The sequence below is a fragment of the Rhodococcus sp. D-6 genome (assembly GCF_040256695.1).
Lineage (GTDB): Bacteria > Actinomycetota > Actinomycetes > Mycobacteriales > Mycobacteriaceae > Rhodococcus > Rhodococcus pyridinivorans.
Window position 1 is genome coordinate 3,480,353 of record NZ_CP132970.1, and the last position, 14,654, is coordinate 3,495,006.

16 protein-coding genes are annotated in these 14,654 nt (G+C 67.3%); 8 read left to right on the forward strand and 8 right to left on the reverse strand.

Features of this window, described 5'->3' with window-relative positions:
* Positions 1-8: 8 nt before the first annotated feature.
* Entirely contained in the window at positions 9-572 is a 564-nt protein-coding gene (ahpC, locus tag RBB84_RS16180; protein ID WP_016696227.1) for an alkyl hydroperoxide reductase subunit C, read from the reverse strand.
* A gap of 205 nt (positions 573-777) precedes the next feature.
* Here ahpC and RBB84_RS16185 point away from each other — a divergent pair, with 205 nt between their 5' ends.
* Complete coding sequence (locus tag RBB84_RS16185) at positions 778-1,587, forward strand: alpha/beta hydrolase (protein WP_197481827.1); 810 nt, start codon at positions 778-780, stop codon at positions 1,585-1,587.
* Here RBB84_RS16185 and RBB84_RS16190 read toward each other — a convergent pair.
* Positions 1,575-1,817: a DUF2630 family protein gene (locus RBB84_RS16190; RefSeq protein ID WP_016696229.1), complete on the reverse strand. Its 243-nt coding sequence runs from the start codon at positions 1,815-1,817 to the stop codon at positions 1,575-1,577. The genes RBB84_RS16185 and RBB84_RS16190 overlap by 13 nt on opposite strands.
* Before the next feature lie 100 nt (positions 1,818-1,917).
* Here RBB84_RS16190 and RBB84_RS16195 point away from each other — a divergent pair, with 100 nt between their 5' ends.
* Positions 1,918-2,340, forward strand: coding sequence for a hypothetical protein (locus RBB84_RS16195; RefSeq protein ID WP_064256149.1), 423 nt, complete (start codon positions 1,918-1,920; stop codon positions 2,338-2,340).
* A 79-nt stretch (positions 2,341-2,419) separates the two neighbouring features.
* Here the strand turns inward: RBB84_RS16195 and RBB84_RS16200 are convergent, their stop codons facing one another.
* A complete protein-coding gene (locus RBB84_RS16200; RefSeq protein ID WP_064256148.1) occupies positions 2,420-2,926 on the reverse strand; it encodes a VOC family protein in 507 nt (168 codons plus the stop codon).
* A 236-nt stretch (positions 2,927-3,162) separates the two neighbouring features.
* Between RBB84_RS16200 and RBB84_RS16205 the strand changes: the two genes are divergently transcribed.
* Positions 3,163-3,591: a hypothetical protein gene (locus RBB84_RS16205; protein ID WP_006552647.1), complete on the forward strand. Its 429-nt coding sequence runs from the start codon at positions 3,163-3,165 to the stop codon at positions 3,589-3,591.
* A gap of 3 nt (positions 3,592-3,594) precedes the next feature.
* Here the strand turns inward: RBB84_RS16205 and RBB84_RS16210 are convergent, their stop codons facing one another.
* Positions 3,595-4,380 (reverse strand): DUF1206 domain-containing protein, encoded by a 786-nt coding sequence (locus tag RBB84_RS16210; RefSeq protein WP_006552648.1) that lies wholly within the window; start codon positions 4,378-4,380, stop codon positions 3,595-3,597.
* Between the two features lie 180 nt (positions 4,381-4,560).
* On the opposite strand from RBB84_RS16210, the gene RBB84_RS16215 reads away from it, so the two are divergent.
* Both RBB84_RS16215 and RBB84_RS16220 read left to right on the forward strand, forming a co-directional pair.
* The gene (locus tag RBB84_RS16215; RefSeq protein WP_064256146.1) at positions 4,561-7,872 is read left to right on the forward strand and encodes a bifunctional proline dehydrogenase/L-glutamate gamma-semialdehyde dehydrogenase; all 3,312 of its coding nucleotides are present in this window, start codon (positions 4,561-4,563) and stop codon (positions 7,870-7,872) included.
* A gap of 66 nt (positions 7,873-7,938) precedes the next feature.
* Complete coding sequence (locus RBB84_RS16220) at positions 7,939-8,319, forward strand: hypothetical protein (protein WP_016696235.1); 381 nt, start codon at positions 7,939-7,941, stop codon at positions 8,317-8,319.
* 4 nt (positions 8,320-8,323) lie between these two features.
* On the opposite strand, the gene RBB84_RS16225 is transcribed toward RBB84_RS16220, so the two are convergent.
* Positions 8,324-9,898 (reverse strand): hypothetical protein, encoded by a 1,575-nt coding sequence (locus RBB84_RS16225; RefSeq protein WP_064256145.1) that lies wholly within the window; start codon positions 9,896-9,898, stop codon positions 8,324-8,326.
* Between the two features lie 110 nt (positions 9,899-10,008).
* Here RBB84_RS16225 and RBB84_RS16230 point away from each other — a divergent pair, with 110 nt between their 5' ends.
* The 3 genes from RBB84_RS16230 to aroD all read left to right on the forward strand — a co-directional run bounded on the left by RBB84_RS16230 (position 10,009) and on the right by aroD (position 12,906).
* Positions 10,009-10,332 carry a hypothetical protein gene (locus RBB84_RS16230; RefSeq protein ID WP_024102029.1) on the forward strand — a complete coding sequence of 108 codons (324 nt, stop codon included), beginning with the start codon at positions 10,009-10,011 and terminating at the stop codon, positions 10,330-10,332.
* Between the two features lie 117 nt (positions 10,333-10,449).
* The gene (locus RBB84_RS16235; protein ID WP_064256144.1) at positions 10,450-12,093 is read left to right on the forward strand and encodes an MDR family MFS transporter; all 1,644 of its coding nucleotides are present in this window, start codon (positions 10,450-10,452) and stop codon (positions 12,091-12,093) included.
* A gap of 42 nt (positions 12,094-12,135) precedes the next feature.
* Positions 12,136-12,906, forward strand: coding sequence for a type I 3-dehydroquinate dehydratase (gene aroD / locus RBB84_RS16240; protein WP_064256143.1), 771 nt, complete (start codon positions 12,136-12,138; stop codon positions 12,904-12,906).
* Here the strand turns inward: aroD and crcB are convergent, their stop codons facing one another.
* The 3 genes from crcB to RBB84_RS16255 are packed head-to-tail and all read right to left on the reverse strand — an operon-like array spanning position 12,907 to position 14,617.
* Positions 12,907-13,275 (reverse strand): fluoride efflux transporter CrcB, encoded by a 369-nt coding sequence (gene crcB, locus RBB84_RS16245; RefSeq protein ID WP_064256207.1) that lies wholly within the window; start codon positions 13,273-13,275, stop codon positions 12,907-12,909.
* Positions 13,272-13,733, reverse strand: a complete 462-nt coding sequence (locus tag RBB84_RS16250; protein WP_019290899.1) for a CrcB family protein — start codon at positions 13,731-13,733, stop codon at positions 13,272-13,274. Before RBB84_RS16250 ends, crcB begins: the two co-directional genes overlap by 4 nt.
* Complete coding sequence (locus RBB84_RS16255; protein WP_006552657.1) at positions 13,718-14,617, reverse strand: alpha/beta hydrolase; 900 nt, start codon at positions 14,615-14,617, stop codon at positions 13,718-13,720. The genes RBB84_RS16250 and RBB84_RS16255 overlap by 16 nt, the downstream gene beginning before the upstream one ends.
* Between the last annotated feature and the right edge of the window lie 37 nt (positions 14,618-14,654).

The window sequence follows — 14,654 nt, forward strand, 5'->3', positions numbered from 1 at the left end:
TCGACGAATCAGATCTTGCCGACGAGCTCCAGCGACGGAGCGAGGGTGTCGTCGCCCTCTTCCCACTTGGCCGGGCAGACCTCACCCGGGTGGTTGCGGACGTACTGAGCGGCCTTGACCTTACGAACGAGCTCGGCGGCGTTGCGGCCGATGCCCTCAGCGGTGACCTCGGTGAACTGGACGACGCCGTCCGGGTCGACCAGGAAGGTGCCGCGGTCGGCGAGGCCCTGGTCCTCACGGAGGACCTCGAAGTCGGTGCTGATCTGCAAGGTCGGGTCACCGATCATGGCGTACTTGATCTTGCCGATGGTCTCGGACGAGCCGTGCCACGCCTTGTGCGTGAAGTGCGTGTCGGTCGAGACGGAGAAGACCTCGACGCCGAGCTTCTGCAGCTCCTCGTAGTGGTCCGCGAGGTCGCCGAGCTCCGTCGGGCAGACGAACGTGAAGTCTGCGGGGTAGAAGAAGAAGATCGCCCACTTGCCCTTGATGTCCTCGTCGGACACGGTCACGAAGGCGCCGTCCTTGAAAGCCTCGGCCTTGAAGGGCTTGATCTTCTTGTTGATCAGCGACATGTAGAAACCTCACTCGTCTCGATGGGGTTGACGGCTCCGACGTTATCCGCGAACTATTGATTGTGCCAATCGATAGTTTCTAGAAATTCGATAAGCAAGGGCTATAACACAGCATTCGACCAGGTCGTTGCTTTTCCTTCCTCACGAATGTGACAGAACACACAACCTTTGCGACAGAGCACTCCGGCCCGTCCGGAAGGGGAGAATGGAACCGATGCACCCACGACTGAGCTACCGCCGCACCGGATCCGGTGAACCCCTACTCCTCCTGCACGGCATCGGCGCCACGATGGACGACTTCTCCGCCCTCGTCCCGCGACTCGCCGAGCACTTCGACGTGCTGAACGTCGACCTACCCGGGCACGGGTCGTCACCGAAGCACATCGGCCGGCCCACCATCAGCGCCCTCACCGACGTTCTCGAGGCGGACCTCGACGCACACGGACTCGACCGGGTGCACGTCCTGGGCAACTCGCTCGGCGGACGACTGGCGATCGAACTCGCCGTGCGCAACCGTGCCCTGTCAGTGGTGGCCCTGTCGCCCTCCGGGCTCGGACTGCCGCCGGAGCGCGTCTACCAGGGCGCGCTCATGACGGCCGCGCGCCTGCTCAACAAGGCCCGCAACCCGTTCATCGAGCCGATGTCGCGCAACGTCCTCGGCCGCACCGCACTCACGACGGGGCTACGCGCGATGCCGTGGAAGACGACCCGCGCCGAAGCGCTTTCGGTCAAGGGCGGATTCGCCGAGTCGGCCGGCTTCTGGTCGATGTTGTGGGACGCGATCCTGACGGATGTGCCGACAGGACTCGATCGGATCGACTGTCCCGTCACACTCGGGCAGGGCGTCCTCGACACGGTCGCGTCGGCGCAGACCGTGCGGTACGTCCCGCTGATTCCCGGGGCACGGTTCGTGCCACTCCCCTGGGCCGGCCACGCGCCGCAGTCCGACTGCCCCGAGGCCATCGTCGACCTCGTGCGCCGGACCGCCGCGCGGGCGAGTACCTACTGCCGATAGGACTCGACCTCGTCGACCGGTCGTGCCTGCGCCTCGTCCGGATCGTCACCGAACTCGGCCTTCGCACGACGCTGACGCAGCAGGTCCCAGCATTGGTCGAGCCGCTTCTCGACGGCGCGCAGGCGCTGCAGATCCTCGTCGCTCAGGCCGTCCGCGCCCGTCCGCGAGCGCAGCACCTTCTCCTCGTCCACCAGCTTCTCGATGTGCTGGAAGAGATCATTCTCGTCCATGTGTGACTCCCTCGATGTGGTGTTCCGTCGGCATAGCCTGATCCGCCCGGAGTGAAACCGCCGACGGTTTCGCACCCGACCGGCCGGGTATCTCCTCGACATGAGCATCGAAGACGGTCCCGGCGACACCCTCAGCCCCAGCGAAGGCCTCGACGCCGACGAGGTGCGGAACGACGACGGCGACGAGGTCGTCGATCCGCCCGAGGACTGGAGTGGAGCCGACAAGTTCGGAACGACCCAGCGTGAAGAGCAGGAAGGCGAGTCGCTCGACCAGCGTCTCGCCGAGGAGGAACCCGACGTCGAACCCGCCGAGCCGCTGGACAAGCCTGTCGCGGCGACGCCGGAGGACGAACTGACCGAAGACGTGGACGAGGTGGTCGACGACGCCACCACCGGCGCGCCCGAAGACTCGAAACTTGCGGACGAGGTCGACGGGGTGATCGTGGAGGATTCGCGCGTCGACCGCGGTCAGGTCAGCGGCGCGCCCGAGGACGGGGAGTCGCTCTTCCCGATCGTGGAGTAGGAGTTCGGCGAACAGACGAAGAGGAGGTTGTGTGCGTGTCCGGTAGACGGACATGCACACAACCTCCCCTTACTTCGCGCTACAGCACCTTCGAGCCGTACATCTCGCCGAGTGGGTCGGCGATGAGTTCGAGACGGGCTCCGTCGGGGTCGCGGAAGTACAACGAGACGTCGCTGTGTTCGACGAGCTCGACACCCGCGTCGATCAGCTTGTCGCGCAGGCGTTCCCAGGTGGGCAGGGCGACGCTGATCGCGATGTGGTGCAGACCGCCGAAGACCTCCTGGTAGGGACCGACGTCGAGACCGGGGAAGTCGAAGAAGGCCAGCAGATTGCCGTTGCCGATGTCGAAGAAGAAGTGCGAGGAGCCTGGATAGTCGCGGTTCTCGATCAGCTCCGTCAGCGGGAACTCGAGGAGATCCTGGTAGAAGCGCACGGTCCGTTCGACGTCGCTGCTGATCAGCGCGGTGTGGTGCAATCCCCGCGCCGACGACTGCGGGCGCGCGTCGGCAGGCTTCAGGTGCGCGTCGCGGATGAGTGCACGCCGACGCTCGAATTCTTCGGAGCGCTGCTGCTCGTCGGCGATCATCGATCCACCTTCTTTCCGATGTGGTTGCTTTCTCGACCAGGATGATCCCAACTAGTTGCGTTGTCAACTAGTTGGGTCGAGGCGGTAGCTCTTCGTGACCCGGGGAGTCACGGACCGGGTACGACGATCTCGTCGCCGTCACGTCTTCTTCACGAACATCCGATTCGCCCGTTCCCCGGATGTCGAGTGCGGACGATGAATATGTCGGGGACTCACCGCGGTTCCGAGGAGATCCCATGAACCATCGCAGGACCCTGCGTGCGACGGTCTCGTTGCTCGCACCGCTCGCACTGCTCGCCGGTTTCGCACCCGCCGCGAGCGCAGCGGCGGATACGGACACCCGAGGATTGTGGACGGTCAGCACCCGCGGAGACACCGTGCTGGTGAAGCTGATGTACACGTCCCCACCGGACGAGGACCACCCCTTCATCTGCGTCGCGGCGCTCGGCACCGGCGAGTCCGGAATCGCGGAGATCTTCGGAGCGAACTACCAGACCCTCGAGTTCACCGGGATCGCCGCAGGACTCAACATCGCGACCGCCAGTTGCGAAGACAACGACGGGGAGCTGCGGCCGGTGGGCGCGATCGAGTTCGAGTTGCCCGGCCCACCGACCCTCCACTACGTCGCGACCGAGTCGTTCTGGTTCGACGACGCAGACGACTGAGCGTCACATCTTCGCGTCGCGGGCCATGACGAAGCTGTAGAGGCCGTAGACCGCGATGCCGAGGCCCATGAGAACGAGCAGCACCGTACCGAAAGGCTGCGAGCCCAACGTCTTCAGAGCACCGTCGAGGCCCGCTGCCTTCTGCGGGTCGGCCTGGAAGACCGCGACGATCACCAGAACACCGACGAGACCGAGCGCGAGACCCTTCGCGACGTAACCGACAAGCCCGAGACGTTTCACGAACGTGCTCGGGTGGCTCTTCAGATCGTCGACGAAGTTCTTCGACGCGCCCTTGTAGACGTGGTAGGCGCCCACACCGAGGATGACGAGTCCCGCGACGACGAGGACGAACTTGCCGGCACCGGACTGCAGCAGCTTCGCCGTCAGACCCGCGTTCTGTTCACCACTGGACTTGCCGCTGCCGCGGGCGAACCCGAACGCGGTGTACGCGAAGGCGAGATAGACGACACCGACGCAGGCGGCCTTGAACCGGTCGAACGCTTTGTCCTTCATGTCGGCGTCGGGTTGTTCCGGTTCGGACGCCTTGCCGAATGTGGCCTCGGCGAACCGCCACAGGCCCATCATCACGAAGACGACGACGGCGATCCACAACGCGATCTTCCCGCCGGGCTGCTCGCCCAGTTCCGCCATCGCACCGGACTGCGACGCCTCCTGCTCGCCGCGACCGAACGCGACCCTGATCGCGAGGTAGCCGATGAGCAGGTGCACGATGCCACTGCCGACGTAGCCGGCACGTGCGAACTTCTCGAATACACCGTTCTGCGCCATGCGCTCGGCGGATGACGCCGCGCCACGTGACGCGGGGGCCTGACGGTTCACTCTCGTCTCCTCATCGGTCGGGACTGTCCCCTTCGCGCTGTATTCCCGGCACCGCGGACCGCAAACGCGAACCGGCTCCGGTGGGTAGATTGGCGTCAGGTTCGAAACGCCGTCGATCGGAGGCGCATCGTGCGGATCGTCGAGGATGCTGTCGCCCTGGCCCGCCGGTGGGTGGAGGAATCGTCGGAGGTCGCACCCGACCGTGCGGCCCGCCACCTCGCCGACGTTCTGAAGGATCCCCACGGACTCGAGTTCACCGTGCGCTTCGTCGACGAGGTCATCCGCCCCGAGGATCCGGCGACCGCAGCGCATGCCCTTGCCGAATTGTCGCGGAACATACCGGATTTCCTTCCCGTCCACCTCCGCGCGGCCGTGCGGGCGGGCGGCGCGATCGGTCCCCGCTTCCCGCACCTCGTCGTCCCCGCCGCGCGTCGCGCGCTCCGGACGATGGTCGGGCACCTCGTCGTCGACACCGACGATGCCGCGCTGGGCCGGGCCATCGCACGACTGCAACGACCCGGCATCCGGCTCAACCTCAACCTGCTGGGCGAAGCCGTCCTCGGCGAGGCCGAGGCGCGTCGCCGTTTCGAGGGCACCCATGCGTTGCTGGCACGTGACGACGTCGACTACGTCTCGCTCAAGGTCTCGGCGGCCGTCGCGCCGCACTCGCCATGGGCGTTCGACGAGACCGTCGCGGACATCGTCGAGCGGCTCACCCCGCTGTACCGTCTCGCCGCGACCTCGCCGACGCCGAAGTTCGTCAATCTCGACATGGAGGAGTACCACGACCTGGACGTGACGGTCGCGGCGTTCACGACGCTGCTCGACCGTCCCGAGTTCCTCCATCTCGAGGCCGGAATCGTGCTGCAGGCGTATCTGCCCGACGCCCTGACCGCCATGATCGAACTGCAGCGGTGGGCGGCGGCGCGACGCGCAGGCGGCGGCGCCGCGATCAAGATCCGGGTGGTCAAGGGCGCCAACCTGCCGATGGAACGGGTCGACGCGTCGCTGCACGGATGGCCGCTCGCGACGTGGAGTACCAAGCAGGAGACCGATACGAACTACAAGCGGCTGCTGCACTACGCGTTCACGCCCGAGCGGATCGAGAACGTGCGGATCGGGGTGGCCGGGCACAATCTCTTCGACATCGCCTACGCGTGGGAGCTCGCCGGTCGCCGGCAGGTGCGCAACGGGATCGACTTCGAGATGCTCCTCGGCATGGCGCAGAGCCAGGCCGAGGTGATCCGTCGACACGTCGGCAGCCTGTTGCTCTACACACCCGTCGTCCGCCCCGACGAGTTCGACGTCGCGATCTCGTATCTGGTGCGTCGGCTCGACGAGGGTTCGGGGCAGGAGAATTTCATGTCGGCGGTGTTCGATCTGGCCGACGATCCCGCCCTGTTCGGACGCGAGGAGCAGCGGTTCCGTGCGTCGGTGGCGGCGCTCGACGACAGCGTCCCCTCCCCCAACCGCACGCAGAACCGGCAGGGTCCTCCCACCCCTGCGCCGCCGGTGTTCACGAACACACCGGACACCGATCCGTCCCTGCCGCAGAACCGGGAGTGGGGGCGCCGCATCCTCGAGCGGGTGCCGTCGTCGAAACTCGGTATCGACACCGTGCGCGCCCACACCCTCTCCTCCGAGGACGACCTCGAGCGCGTGCTGGTCGACGCGAACGCGGCCGGTCGTGTCTGGGGTGCCCGCAGCGGTGCCGAACGCGCACGGATCCTCGAACAGGTGGCCGATGTGCTCGAGGCGCGGCGCGCAGATCTGCTCGAGGTGATGGCGGCCGAGGGCGGTAAGACGCTCGACCAGTCCGATCCGGAGGTCTCGGAAGCGATCGACTTCGCGCGGTACTACGCCGAGCGGGCCCGCGCGCTCGACGAGATCGGCGGTGCGCGGTTCGTGCCGTCGACCCTCACCGTCGTGACGCCGCCGTGGAACTTCCCGGTCGCGATCCCGGCGGGGTCGACGCTCGGGGCGTTGGCGTCCGGTTCGGCGGTGGTCCTCAAGCCCGCGACGCTCACGGCTCGGTGCGGGTCGGTGCTCGCCGAGGCGATGTGGGATGCCGGCGTGCCTCGCGACGTCCTGCACCTCGTCCACGCCGACGAACGGTCGCTGGGCACGAAGCTCGTCTCCGACCCGCGCGTCGACCGGGTGGTGCTCACCGGTGCCTACGAGACCGCCGAACTCTTCCGTTCGCTGCGTCCGGGGATGCGACTGCTCGCCGAGACGAGCGGCAAGAACGCGATCGTCGTGACGCCGAGCGCCGATCCGGATCTGGCGGTGCGCGACGTCGTGCAGTCGGCGTTCGGGCATGCCGGGCAGAAGTGTTCGGCGTCGTCGCTCGTGATCCTCGTCGGCTCCGTGGCGACCTCCCGCCGGTTCCGCGACCAGCTCGTCGACGCGGTGCGGTCACTGCCGGTCGGGCCTGCGCACGATCCGCGAACACGTATGGGGCCGTTGATCGGACCGGCGCAGGGCAAACTGCTCACCGCGCTCACCGAACTCGACGACGGCGAGTCGTGGCTCGTCGAACCGCGCCGGCTCGACGAGGAGGGCCGGCTGTGGACGCCCGGTGTGCGCACCGGGGTGCGACGCGGGTCGCGCACGCATCTCGTCGAGTTCTTCGGTCCGGTGCTGGGGGTGATGACCGCGGCCGATCTGGACGAGGCGATCGCGATCCAGAACGAGGTGGACTACGGGCTCACGGCGGGTCTGCATTCGCTGGATTCGGACGAGATCGCCCGCTGGCTCGATCGGGTGCAGGCCGGGAATGTGTACGTCAATCGCGGTATCACCGGTGCCATCGTGCGACGGCAACCCTTCGGGGGTTGGAAGAAGTCGTCGGTGGGAGCGGGCTTCAAGGCGGGCGGGCCGAACTATCTCTTCGGCTTCGGTTCCTGGGAACCGTGCATCTGGGACGAGGACACGCTGCGCCGGGCGTTCGAGGACGACGAGCGGGCATGGACGTCGGAATTCGCTGTGACACAAGATGTCACAGGACTCTCGGCAGAGCGGAACCTGTTCCGGTACCGGCCCGTTCGCACACACGTACGCCTCGGTGAGGCCGGGCGGCCCGACGAACTCGTGCGCGTGCTCGGTGCCGCGGCCAGGGCGGGCGCGCCGGTGGAAATCTCTTCGGCTTTCGCCGTCGATCTCGTAAGATGCTCGAATACAGCACGTTTCGGCGGTCGCGTGCGCGTGGAGAGTGATGTGGAATGGGAGGAACGGATTGTCGACACGACCCCGGCGCGTGTCCGCCTGATCGGCGCCGCGCCGCCCGCCGAATGGAACACCCGATGCGACATCGCGGTGTTCGACCATCCGGTGACCGGATCCGGACGAATCGAAATGCTGCCGTTCCTGGCCGAACAGTCCGTCACGATCACCGCTCATCGATTCGGCACACCGCACCGGCTCACCGACGAGATCATCTGAAAACAAACCCCGAAGCGGTTCTGCCGAAGCCCTGTGAACCCCGACACTGTGAGGTGGAATAGGAAAATGGATATCGCCACGACACCCCCTACCGAACGTCGCAAGCTCGCACTCGCCGCAGTGAAGGAACTCGGACCCCAGCGCACCGAGAAGGCCGTCCTCAAGGTTCGTTGTCCCAAGGGCCACACCGTAGCGGCGGTGTACAACACCACCGAGGGTCAGGTCGTGGTCTCCCGCAGCGGTCCCGGCGGCCGCGGCAACCGCGACCGCGAAGCGACACCGCACAACGGCACATCACTCAATTCGGAGTATGTGGACACCCTGGAGGTGACGCAGTTCGAGGACGACGCCATTCCGTCGGGATGCGCGTGCGGTCCGCGCTCGCTGTCGCGGAAGAAGATGCAGGACGCCGTGGCGACACACGCTCACGTCATCAACCTGACCTGATCCCTCACAGACCGAAACGCAACTGCACCCGGAACACGTCGAGCACCTCGTCGACCCATCCCAGGATCGACAGCGTCGAATCGATGTTCTGCGGTGGCGTACGCACAAGGGTGTCGTGCCGGAGCAGACGCTCGAAATCCACGGCGACAGGACCGTTTCGCACCGTTCCGTTCGGCGACCGGAATTCGACGCCGGCACGCACCATCACGTCGATGATCTCCTGGGCGAGGATCCCGTAGGCGACTGTCGTCGGGTGCACACCGTCCAGGGAGAACAATCCCCCGCTGTCGCGACCGCCGTGACCGTCGGCCGACAGGAAACGCGTGTCCGGTACCGGGTCGAGCGCGGCGAGCGCCGGCGGTAGCGGGTACGGCTGCCACCACGCGGGTCGCGCATCGAGGTCGTCGACGTAGCGGCGCGCGGCCAGGCGGTCGAGGATGCCCGCGGTGTCGAGCAGATACCAGTCCAGTCCGGCACGTCGCGCGTCGGCGACCACTTCGGTGATCGTCTCGTCGAACAGGTCGATCGCGGCGTCGACCATGCGGGCCTGCGCACCGGTGATGTGTTCGTCGCGGCTCGCATCGAAGCGGCGCGCGTCCACCCACGGCCGGGTGTAGTAGGGGAAGTACGGCGAGCCGTTCTTCGTCCCGATCCCCCGGGCGATCGGAGCGATGGTGACGTGCGGGACGGTGCACAGCACCACGTGCCGCGCGTCGATGTCGCGGAGCTTCGCGACGACCTCCGCGAACTCGCTGTCGAAATGTTCGGGCCGCCAGATCGTGTAGGCCTGTTTCGCGTCGAGGTCGCGGAAGTCGTCGCCGCTCCACACGACCTGCAGTTCGGTGACGGTCTGCAGCGCGTTGTTCGAACCGAGGAAGACGACGAGTGTCTCGATGCCCGCCTCGGTGTCGCCGTCGTGCTCGGCACCGAGTTCGGCCGCGACGTCGAACAGTGTCATCTCGCGGCGCCGGTCGTCGGTGTTCGGATAGACGTACAGCGCCGCCCGCTCCCCGTTGTTCTCGACGAGTTGCCGCACGAGATCGTCGCGGGGTGTTGCGATGCGTTCGGCGCAGACGCGGGCGGTCTTCTGCAGCGCGTCGCGCAGATCCCAGCCGAAACACGACAGGTTGTGGAGATATCCGACGAGCGGTGGTGTCGCGCCGGGTCCGCGTTCCCAGTAGTCCTCGACCTCGTCCATGAAGCCGCGCGCCGTGAACAGCGCCGTCGGCAGCTCCCACGGTTCGAGCGTCGATCCGTGCCGCTCCTCGATCCGGCGCAACAGCACTTCGACGTTCAGCGGCAGTCCGCCCGGTCCACCGAAGCGCGGGTATCGGAGATCGGCGCCGAGCTCGTGGGCGACGATCGCCGGGACGGAGACGTCGGTGTTGTAGATCGCGCCGCTCTGGAAGCCCTGCAGCAGGGAGTCGCCGAGCGCCACCAATCGGTGTGGCGGTGTGCCGCGGAAGGACCGGGGAACGTCGATGCCGAGGGTCGGGTCGAACACCGGCACCCGCGGCGGCCGGGCGGCACGGGCCACGACCGTGTCGGGTGTGCCCTCCGGGATCTCGTCGGCCGTCATCACGCCTCCTCGGCCCCCTCATCGAGGGTAGACAGACGGCAGCACCGTCGTGGCCGGATCCGGGATCGTCGACGGTGAACCCGATCCGGGCCGGCGCGTACCTTCGGAGCATGAGCGACGCCGACTTCGCCCACACCGATCGCGCCGAGAAGAACCGGCGGGACAAGGCCGTGACCCTGGCCCGGTATGCATGGAACCGCGGCATCTCGGGAGCCGAACTGCTCGCCATGACCGACGAGACGCGACGCAAGCTGGCGCGGGCCGCGGATGCGCATCCGCCGCGCACGATGGAGACCTGGGAACTCGCCGCGAGATTGATGGACGAGAAGACGGCGTGGGCGCAGAAGCACCCGGATCATCCGGCAGCGGTCCGCACCGACGAGGACGAGAAGATCATGTGGGTCAAACCGCCCGTGCGGTCCTGGTTCGAGTGACCCGGAGGAAATTGCCTTGCAGCAGAAGTTACCGAGTGCAACAATTTCCGATCGCCTCACCTCTGTGCAGGCCACCTTCGCCTAACAGCTCGATATTCCTATTCCGACAGGAACACCGTGACCACCACTTCGGAACCTCTGGTTCTCACCCAGCGACGGATCTGGATCATCTTCTCCGCGCTCATCGCGGGCATGATGCTCGCCAGCCTGGACCAGACGATCGTCTCCACTGCCATGCCCACGATCGTCGGGCAACTCGGCGGCGTCGAACACCAGGCGTGGATCACCACCGCCTACCTGCTCGCGGTGACCATCGTGATGCCGATCTACGGCAAGTTCGGCGACGTCTTCGGGCGCCGGTACCTGTTCCTCATCGCGATCGGTGTGTTCACCCTCGCCTCCGCGGCGTGCTCGATGACCGACGACTTCTGGACCTTCGTGGTCTTCCGCGCGATCCAGGGCTTCGGCGGTGGCGGTCTGATGATCCTGTCGCAGGCGATCATCGCCGACATCGTGCCCGCGAGCGAACGCGGTAAGTACATGGGCCCGCTCGGCGCGATCTTCGGTCTGTCGGCCGTCGGTGGCCCGCTGATCGGCGGCTTCTTCGTCGACCACTTGACGTGGGAGTGGTGCTTCTACATCAACGTGCCGGTCGGCATCATCGCGTTCGTCATCACCTGGTTCGCGCTGCGCCTGCCGGTGAAGAAGCCGACGAAGCGGATCGACATCCTCGGCGTGCTCACGCTCTCCCTCGCCACGACCTGCCTGATCTTCTTCACGGATTTCGGTGGCGACGCCGATCGCGGCTGGACCGCTCCGCTCACGTGGATGTTCGGCGCCGGACTCGTGGTGTTCGTGTGCCTGTTCGTGCTCGTCGAGTCGCGGGCGCAGGATCCGATCATCCCGCTGTCGCTGTTCCGCAACTCGATCTTCGTCAACGCCACGGCCATCGGCTTCGTCCTCGGCCTCGGCATGTTCTCGGCGATCGCGTTCATGCCGACCTTCCTGCAGATGTCGTCGGGCACCTCGGCCGCGGTCTCGGGTCTGTTGCTGCTGCCGATGATGGCCGGTCTGATGATCACCTCGATCGGCTCGGGTCTGGCCATCACCAAGACCCAGCGCTACAAGATCTATCCGATCGTCGGTTCGCTCATCACCGCGGCGGGCATGCTGTGGCTGACCACGCTCGAGGGCGACACCCCGCTGTGGGTGATCTGCTCGATGCTGTTCGTCTTCGGTCTGGGTCTCGGCCTGATCATGCAGGTCGTCATCCTGATCGTGCAGAACGCGGTGCCCGCCGACGAGATCGGCACCGCGACGAGCTCGAACAACTACTTCCGTGAGGTCGGTGCGGCGCTCGGTGTCGCGATCTTCGGCACCATCTTCACCAACCGCCTGGCGGAGAAGCTCGTCGAGGTCTTCACCGCGGCCGGTGCGACACCGGAGCAGGCCGGCCAGGCCACCGCGACCGTCGATCCGGCGGCGATGAAGCTGCTGCCCGATCCCGTCCGCGAAGGCATCGTCGACGCCTACGCCGACTCGCTGGCGCCGGTGTTCTGGTACCTCATCCCGTTCCTGCTCATCGCATTCGTCCTGGCGTGCTTCATCAAGGAGATCCCGCTCTCAGACGAAGCACTCATGGTCGCGCGTGGCGAGGCGATCGCCGACCCGTCGAAGGCGGCGAAGGACGACGCCGTCGAGGTCGTCGAGGGGACCGAGTCCGGTGCGGACACTGCGGACAGCGGTTCGAAGCGGTCGTGATCGAATAGGGCCGATCATCGGACGAGGGAACGGAGACGGCACGTGGGACGAACGATCACACCGGTTCGCGTCAAGGACGTGGTGATCGGTGAGGGCGCACCCACGATCCTCGTCCCCGTCACCGGCCGCACCCCCGAGGTGCTGCGCGAACAGATCGCGGCCGTCGCCGAGCGGGCCGACGTCGTCGAATGGCGCGTGGACTTCTTCCACACCGTCGACGACGTCGCCTCGGTGGTCGCGCAGGCCGGCTCGTTGTCCGAGCAGTTGCAGGGCACTCCCCTGCTCGCGACCTGCCGCACCGCCGACGAGGGCGGCGAGATCGCGATCGACGACGAGGCGTACGCCGATCTGACGGTCGCGCTCGCCGAGAGCGGCGCGGCGGATCTGGTGGATGTCGAGTACCGCCGCGACCGTGCCGCCGTCGAGCGGACCGTCGCGGCGGCCCACGCCTGCGGTGTTGCGGTGGTGGCGTCGAACCACGACTTCGACGCCACTCCGCCGAAGGACGAGATCGTCGCGCGGCTACGCGAGATGCAGGAACTCGGCGCCGACATCTGCAAGATCGCCGTCATGCCGCAGTCGACGGCCGACGTGCTCACCCTGCTCGACGCGACCCGCACCATGCACGAGGACCACGCCGACCGCCCGTTGATCACCATGTCGATGGGCGGCCTCGGCGTGGTGTCGCGGATCGCCGGGCAGGTCTTCGGATCGGCGGCGACGTTCGGGATGGTCGGCACCGCCTCGGCACCCGGGCAGGTCGACGCCGACGAACTGCGCTCGGTTCTCGGCCTCATCGACCGCGCTCGCTGATCACCACACGGCGGCGAGAGCGAGCCCGGCGGCCGCCGCGATGAGCGTGGTCGCCAGGGTGCCCAGCGCGATCGCGCAGGCGGCACCGTAGCGGCGCGCCACGATCAGGCGGACGGAGTCGACGCTGGTCGTGCTGAAGGTGGTGAACCCGCCGCAGAACCCCACCCCGACGACGGCGAGCAACTCCGCGGCGGCGTCGTGGAACAGCACCGCACCGGTGAGCAGCCCCAGCAGCAACGAACCGATGACGTTGATCAGCACGGTCGGCCACGGCAGGGACGATCCGGAGCGGGCACGCAGAGCACTGTCGACGACGAACCGCGTCACCGCACCGGCGCTGCCTGCCAACGCCACCCACACCGCGATCATCGCCGTGCCGCTCGGCGACTCCCGAACCACGCGCCCAGCGCGACACCGATGCCGGTCGCGAGAAGGCCGACGAGCACCGTGCCGAGCGCATAGGTTGCCGCGGCGACGAGTTCACCGTCGCGCAGCAGCAGGTCGGTGTCGACCGCGAGCGCGCTGTAGGTGGTGAACGAGCCCAGCGCACCGGTGCCCACCCCGAGCCGGACCACCTGACGCCAGGAGGTGTCGGGACCGATGCGGATCAGTGCCTCGAGCAGGAATCCGAGCAGCAGCGCACCGAGGACGTTGATCGCGAAGGTCGTGACCGGCCAGCCCCCGGACTCGACGGGGAACCACCGGCCGAGGCCGTAGCGGGCACTCGTCCCGAGCAGACCGCCCACGGCGACCGCCGCCAGCGCCGACGGTCGCAGGTGCAGCGCTCTCGGCAGCGGGCGTTCGCCCTCGGTCAGTCCTGGTCCCACAACTTCAGAACCGTAGTGAGGATCTCCTCCGACGCACCGAGACCCCCGAGATGACTCTCGCCGGGCAGGTGGTGGAACTGGGCGTCGGGCAGCAGGTCCACCATGTGCAGGCCGTGTTCGATCGGGATGATGTGGTCGGTGTCGCCGTGCCACCACCGCACGGGCACCTTCACGTCGGAGACGCGGAAACCCCAGTCGCGGGTGAATACCACGATGTCGGCGAACGGCGCGGAGATCTGACGTCGGCTGCCGTTGAGCAGGTCGTCGAGGAACATCGTCTTGAACTCGGGACGGGCGAGCAGGCGGCGGTCGGCCTCGGGTGAGAACCGTCCGTACAGGTCGATGATCGGCGACGCGAACGGGCGCACCACGCGGATCGCCGCGCTCATCGCCACGCCGATGGGGACGCCCGCGGTCTGCAGTGCCGGCGCGACGAAGGCGCCCAGCTTCATCAGGTTGCTGTCGATCGACTCGGGACCGACGACCGGTGCCACACCGCCGAGGACCGCAGCCGCGACGACCCGTTCGCGCAGTGCATAGGCCGCGGCGAGGGTGTAGGGGCCGCCGCCGGACAGTCCGACGAGGGCCATGCGGTCGACCCCGAGGGTGTCGGCGACGATGCGCAGGTCGTCGCTGAACGCGAGGACGTTCTCGTAGATGTGCGGTGTCGACGAGCCGATCCCCGGGCGGTCGATCCCGATGAGGCGGATGTGGTTCCGTTCGGCGAAGGCGCGGGCCTCGATGGGAACCTGGCGGCGCGCACCCGGCGTGCCGTGCAGCCAGAACACCGTGCGGCCCTGGGCCGACCCGAACTCGGCGAAACCGAGCCGGCGGCCCTCCCCGACCGCGACGGTGCCTTCGAGCTTGGGGCGTTCGACGTCCATGGCGCCAGCATGGCACGCACCCGCACGCCCGACCAGC

Bases quoted from the DNA above. Each gene is read 5' to 3' on its own strand.
- ahpC (WP_016696227.1), bottom strand. From the start codon at position 572: ATGTCGCTGATCAACAAGAAGATCAAGCCCTTCAAGGCCGAGGCTTTC.
- RBB84_RS16185 (WP_197481827.1), top strand. From the start codon at position 778: ATGGAACCGATGCACCCACGACTGAGCTACCGCCGCACCGGATCCGGT.
- RBB84_RS16190 (WP_016696229.1), bottom strand. From the start codon at position 1,817: ATGGACGAGAATGATCTCTTCCAGCACATCGAGAAGCTGGTGGACGAG.
- RBB84_RS16195 (WP_064256149.1), top strand. From the start codon at position 1,918: ATGAGCATCGAAGACGGTCCCGGCGACACCCTCAGCCCCAGCGAAGGC.
- RBB84_RS16200 (WP_064256148.1), bottom strand. From the start codon at position 2,926: ATGATCGCCGACGAGCAGCAGCGCTCCGAAGAATTCGAGCGTCGGCGT.
- RBB84_RS16205 (WP_006552647.1), top strand. From the start codon at position 3,163: ATGAACCATCGCAGGACCCTGCGTGCGACGGTCTCGTTGCTCGCACCG.
- RBB84_RS16210 (WP_006552648.1), bottom strand. From the start codon at position 4,380: ATGGCGCAGAACGGTGTATTCGAGAAGTTCGCACGTGCCGGCTACGTC.
- RBB84_RS16220 (WP_016696235.1), top strand. From the start codon at position 7,939: ATGGATATCGCCACGACACCCCCTACCGAACGTCGCAAGCTCGCACTC.
- RBB84_RS16225 (WP_064256145.1), bottom strand. From the start codon at position 9,898: ATGACGGCCGACGAGATCCCGGAGGGCACACCCGACACGGTCGTGGCC.
- RBB84_RS16230 (WP_024102029.1), top strand. From the start codon at position 10,009: ATGAGCGACGCCGACTTCGCCCACACCGATCGCGCCGAGAAGAACCGG.
- crcB (WP_064256207.1), bottom strand. From the start codon at position 13,275: ATGATCGCGGTGTGGGTGGCGTTGGCAGGCAGCGCCGGTGCGGTGACG.
- RBB84_RS16255 (WP_006552657.1), bottom strand. From the start codon at position 14,617: ATGGACGTCGAACGCCCCAAGCTCGAAGGCACCGTCGCGGTCGGGGAG.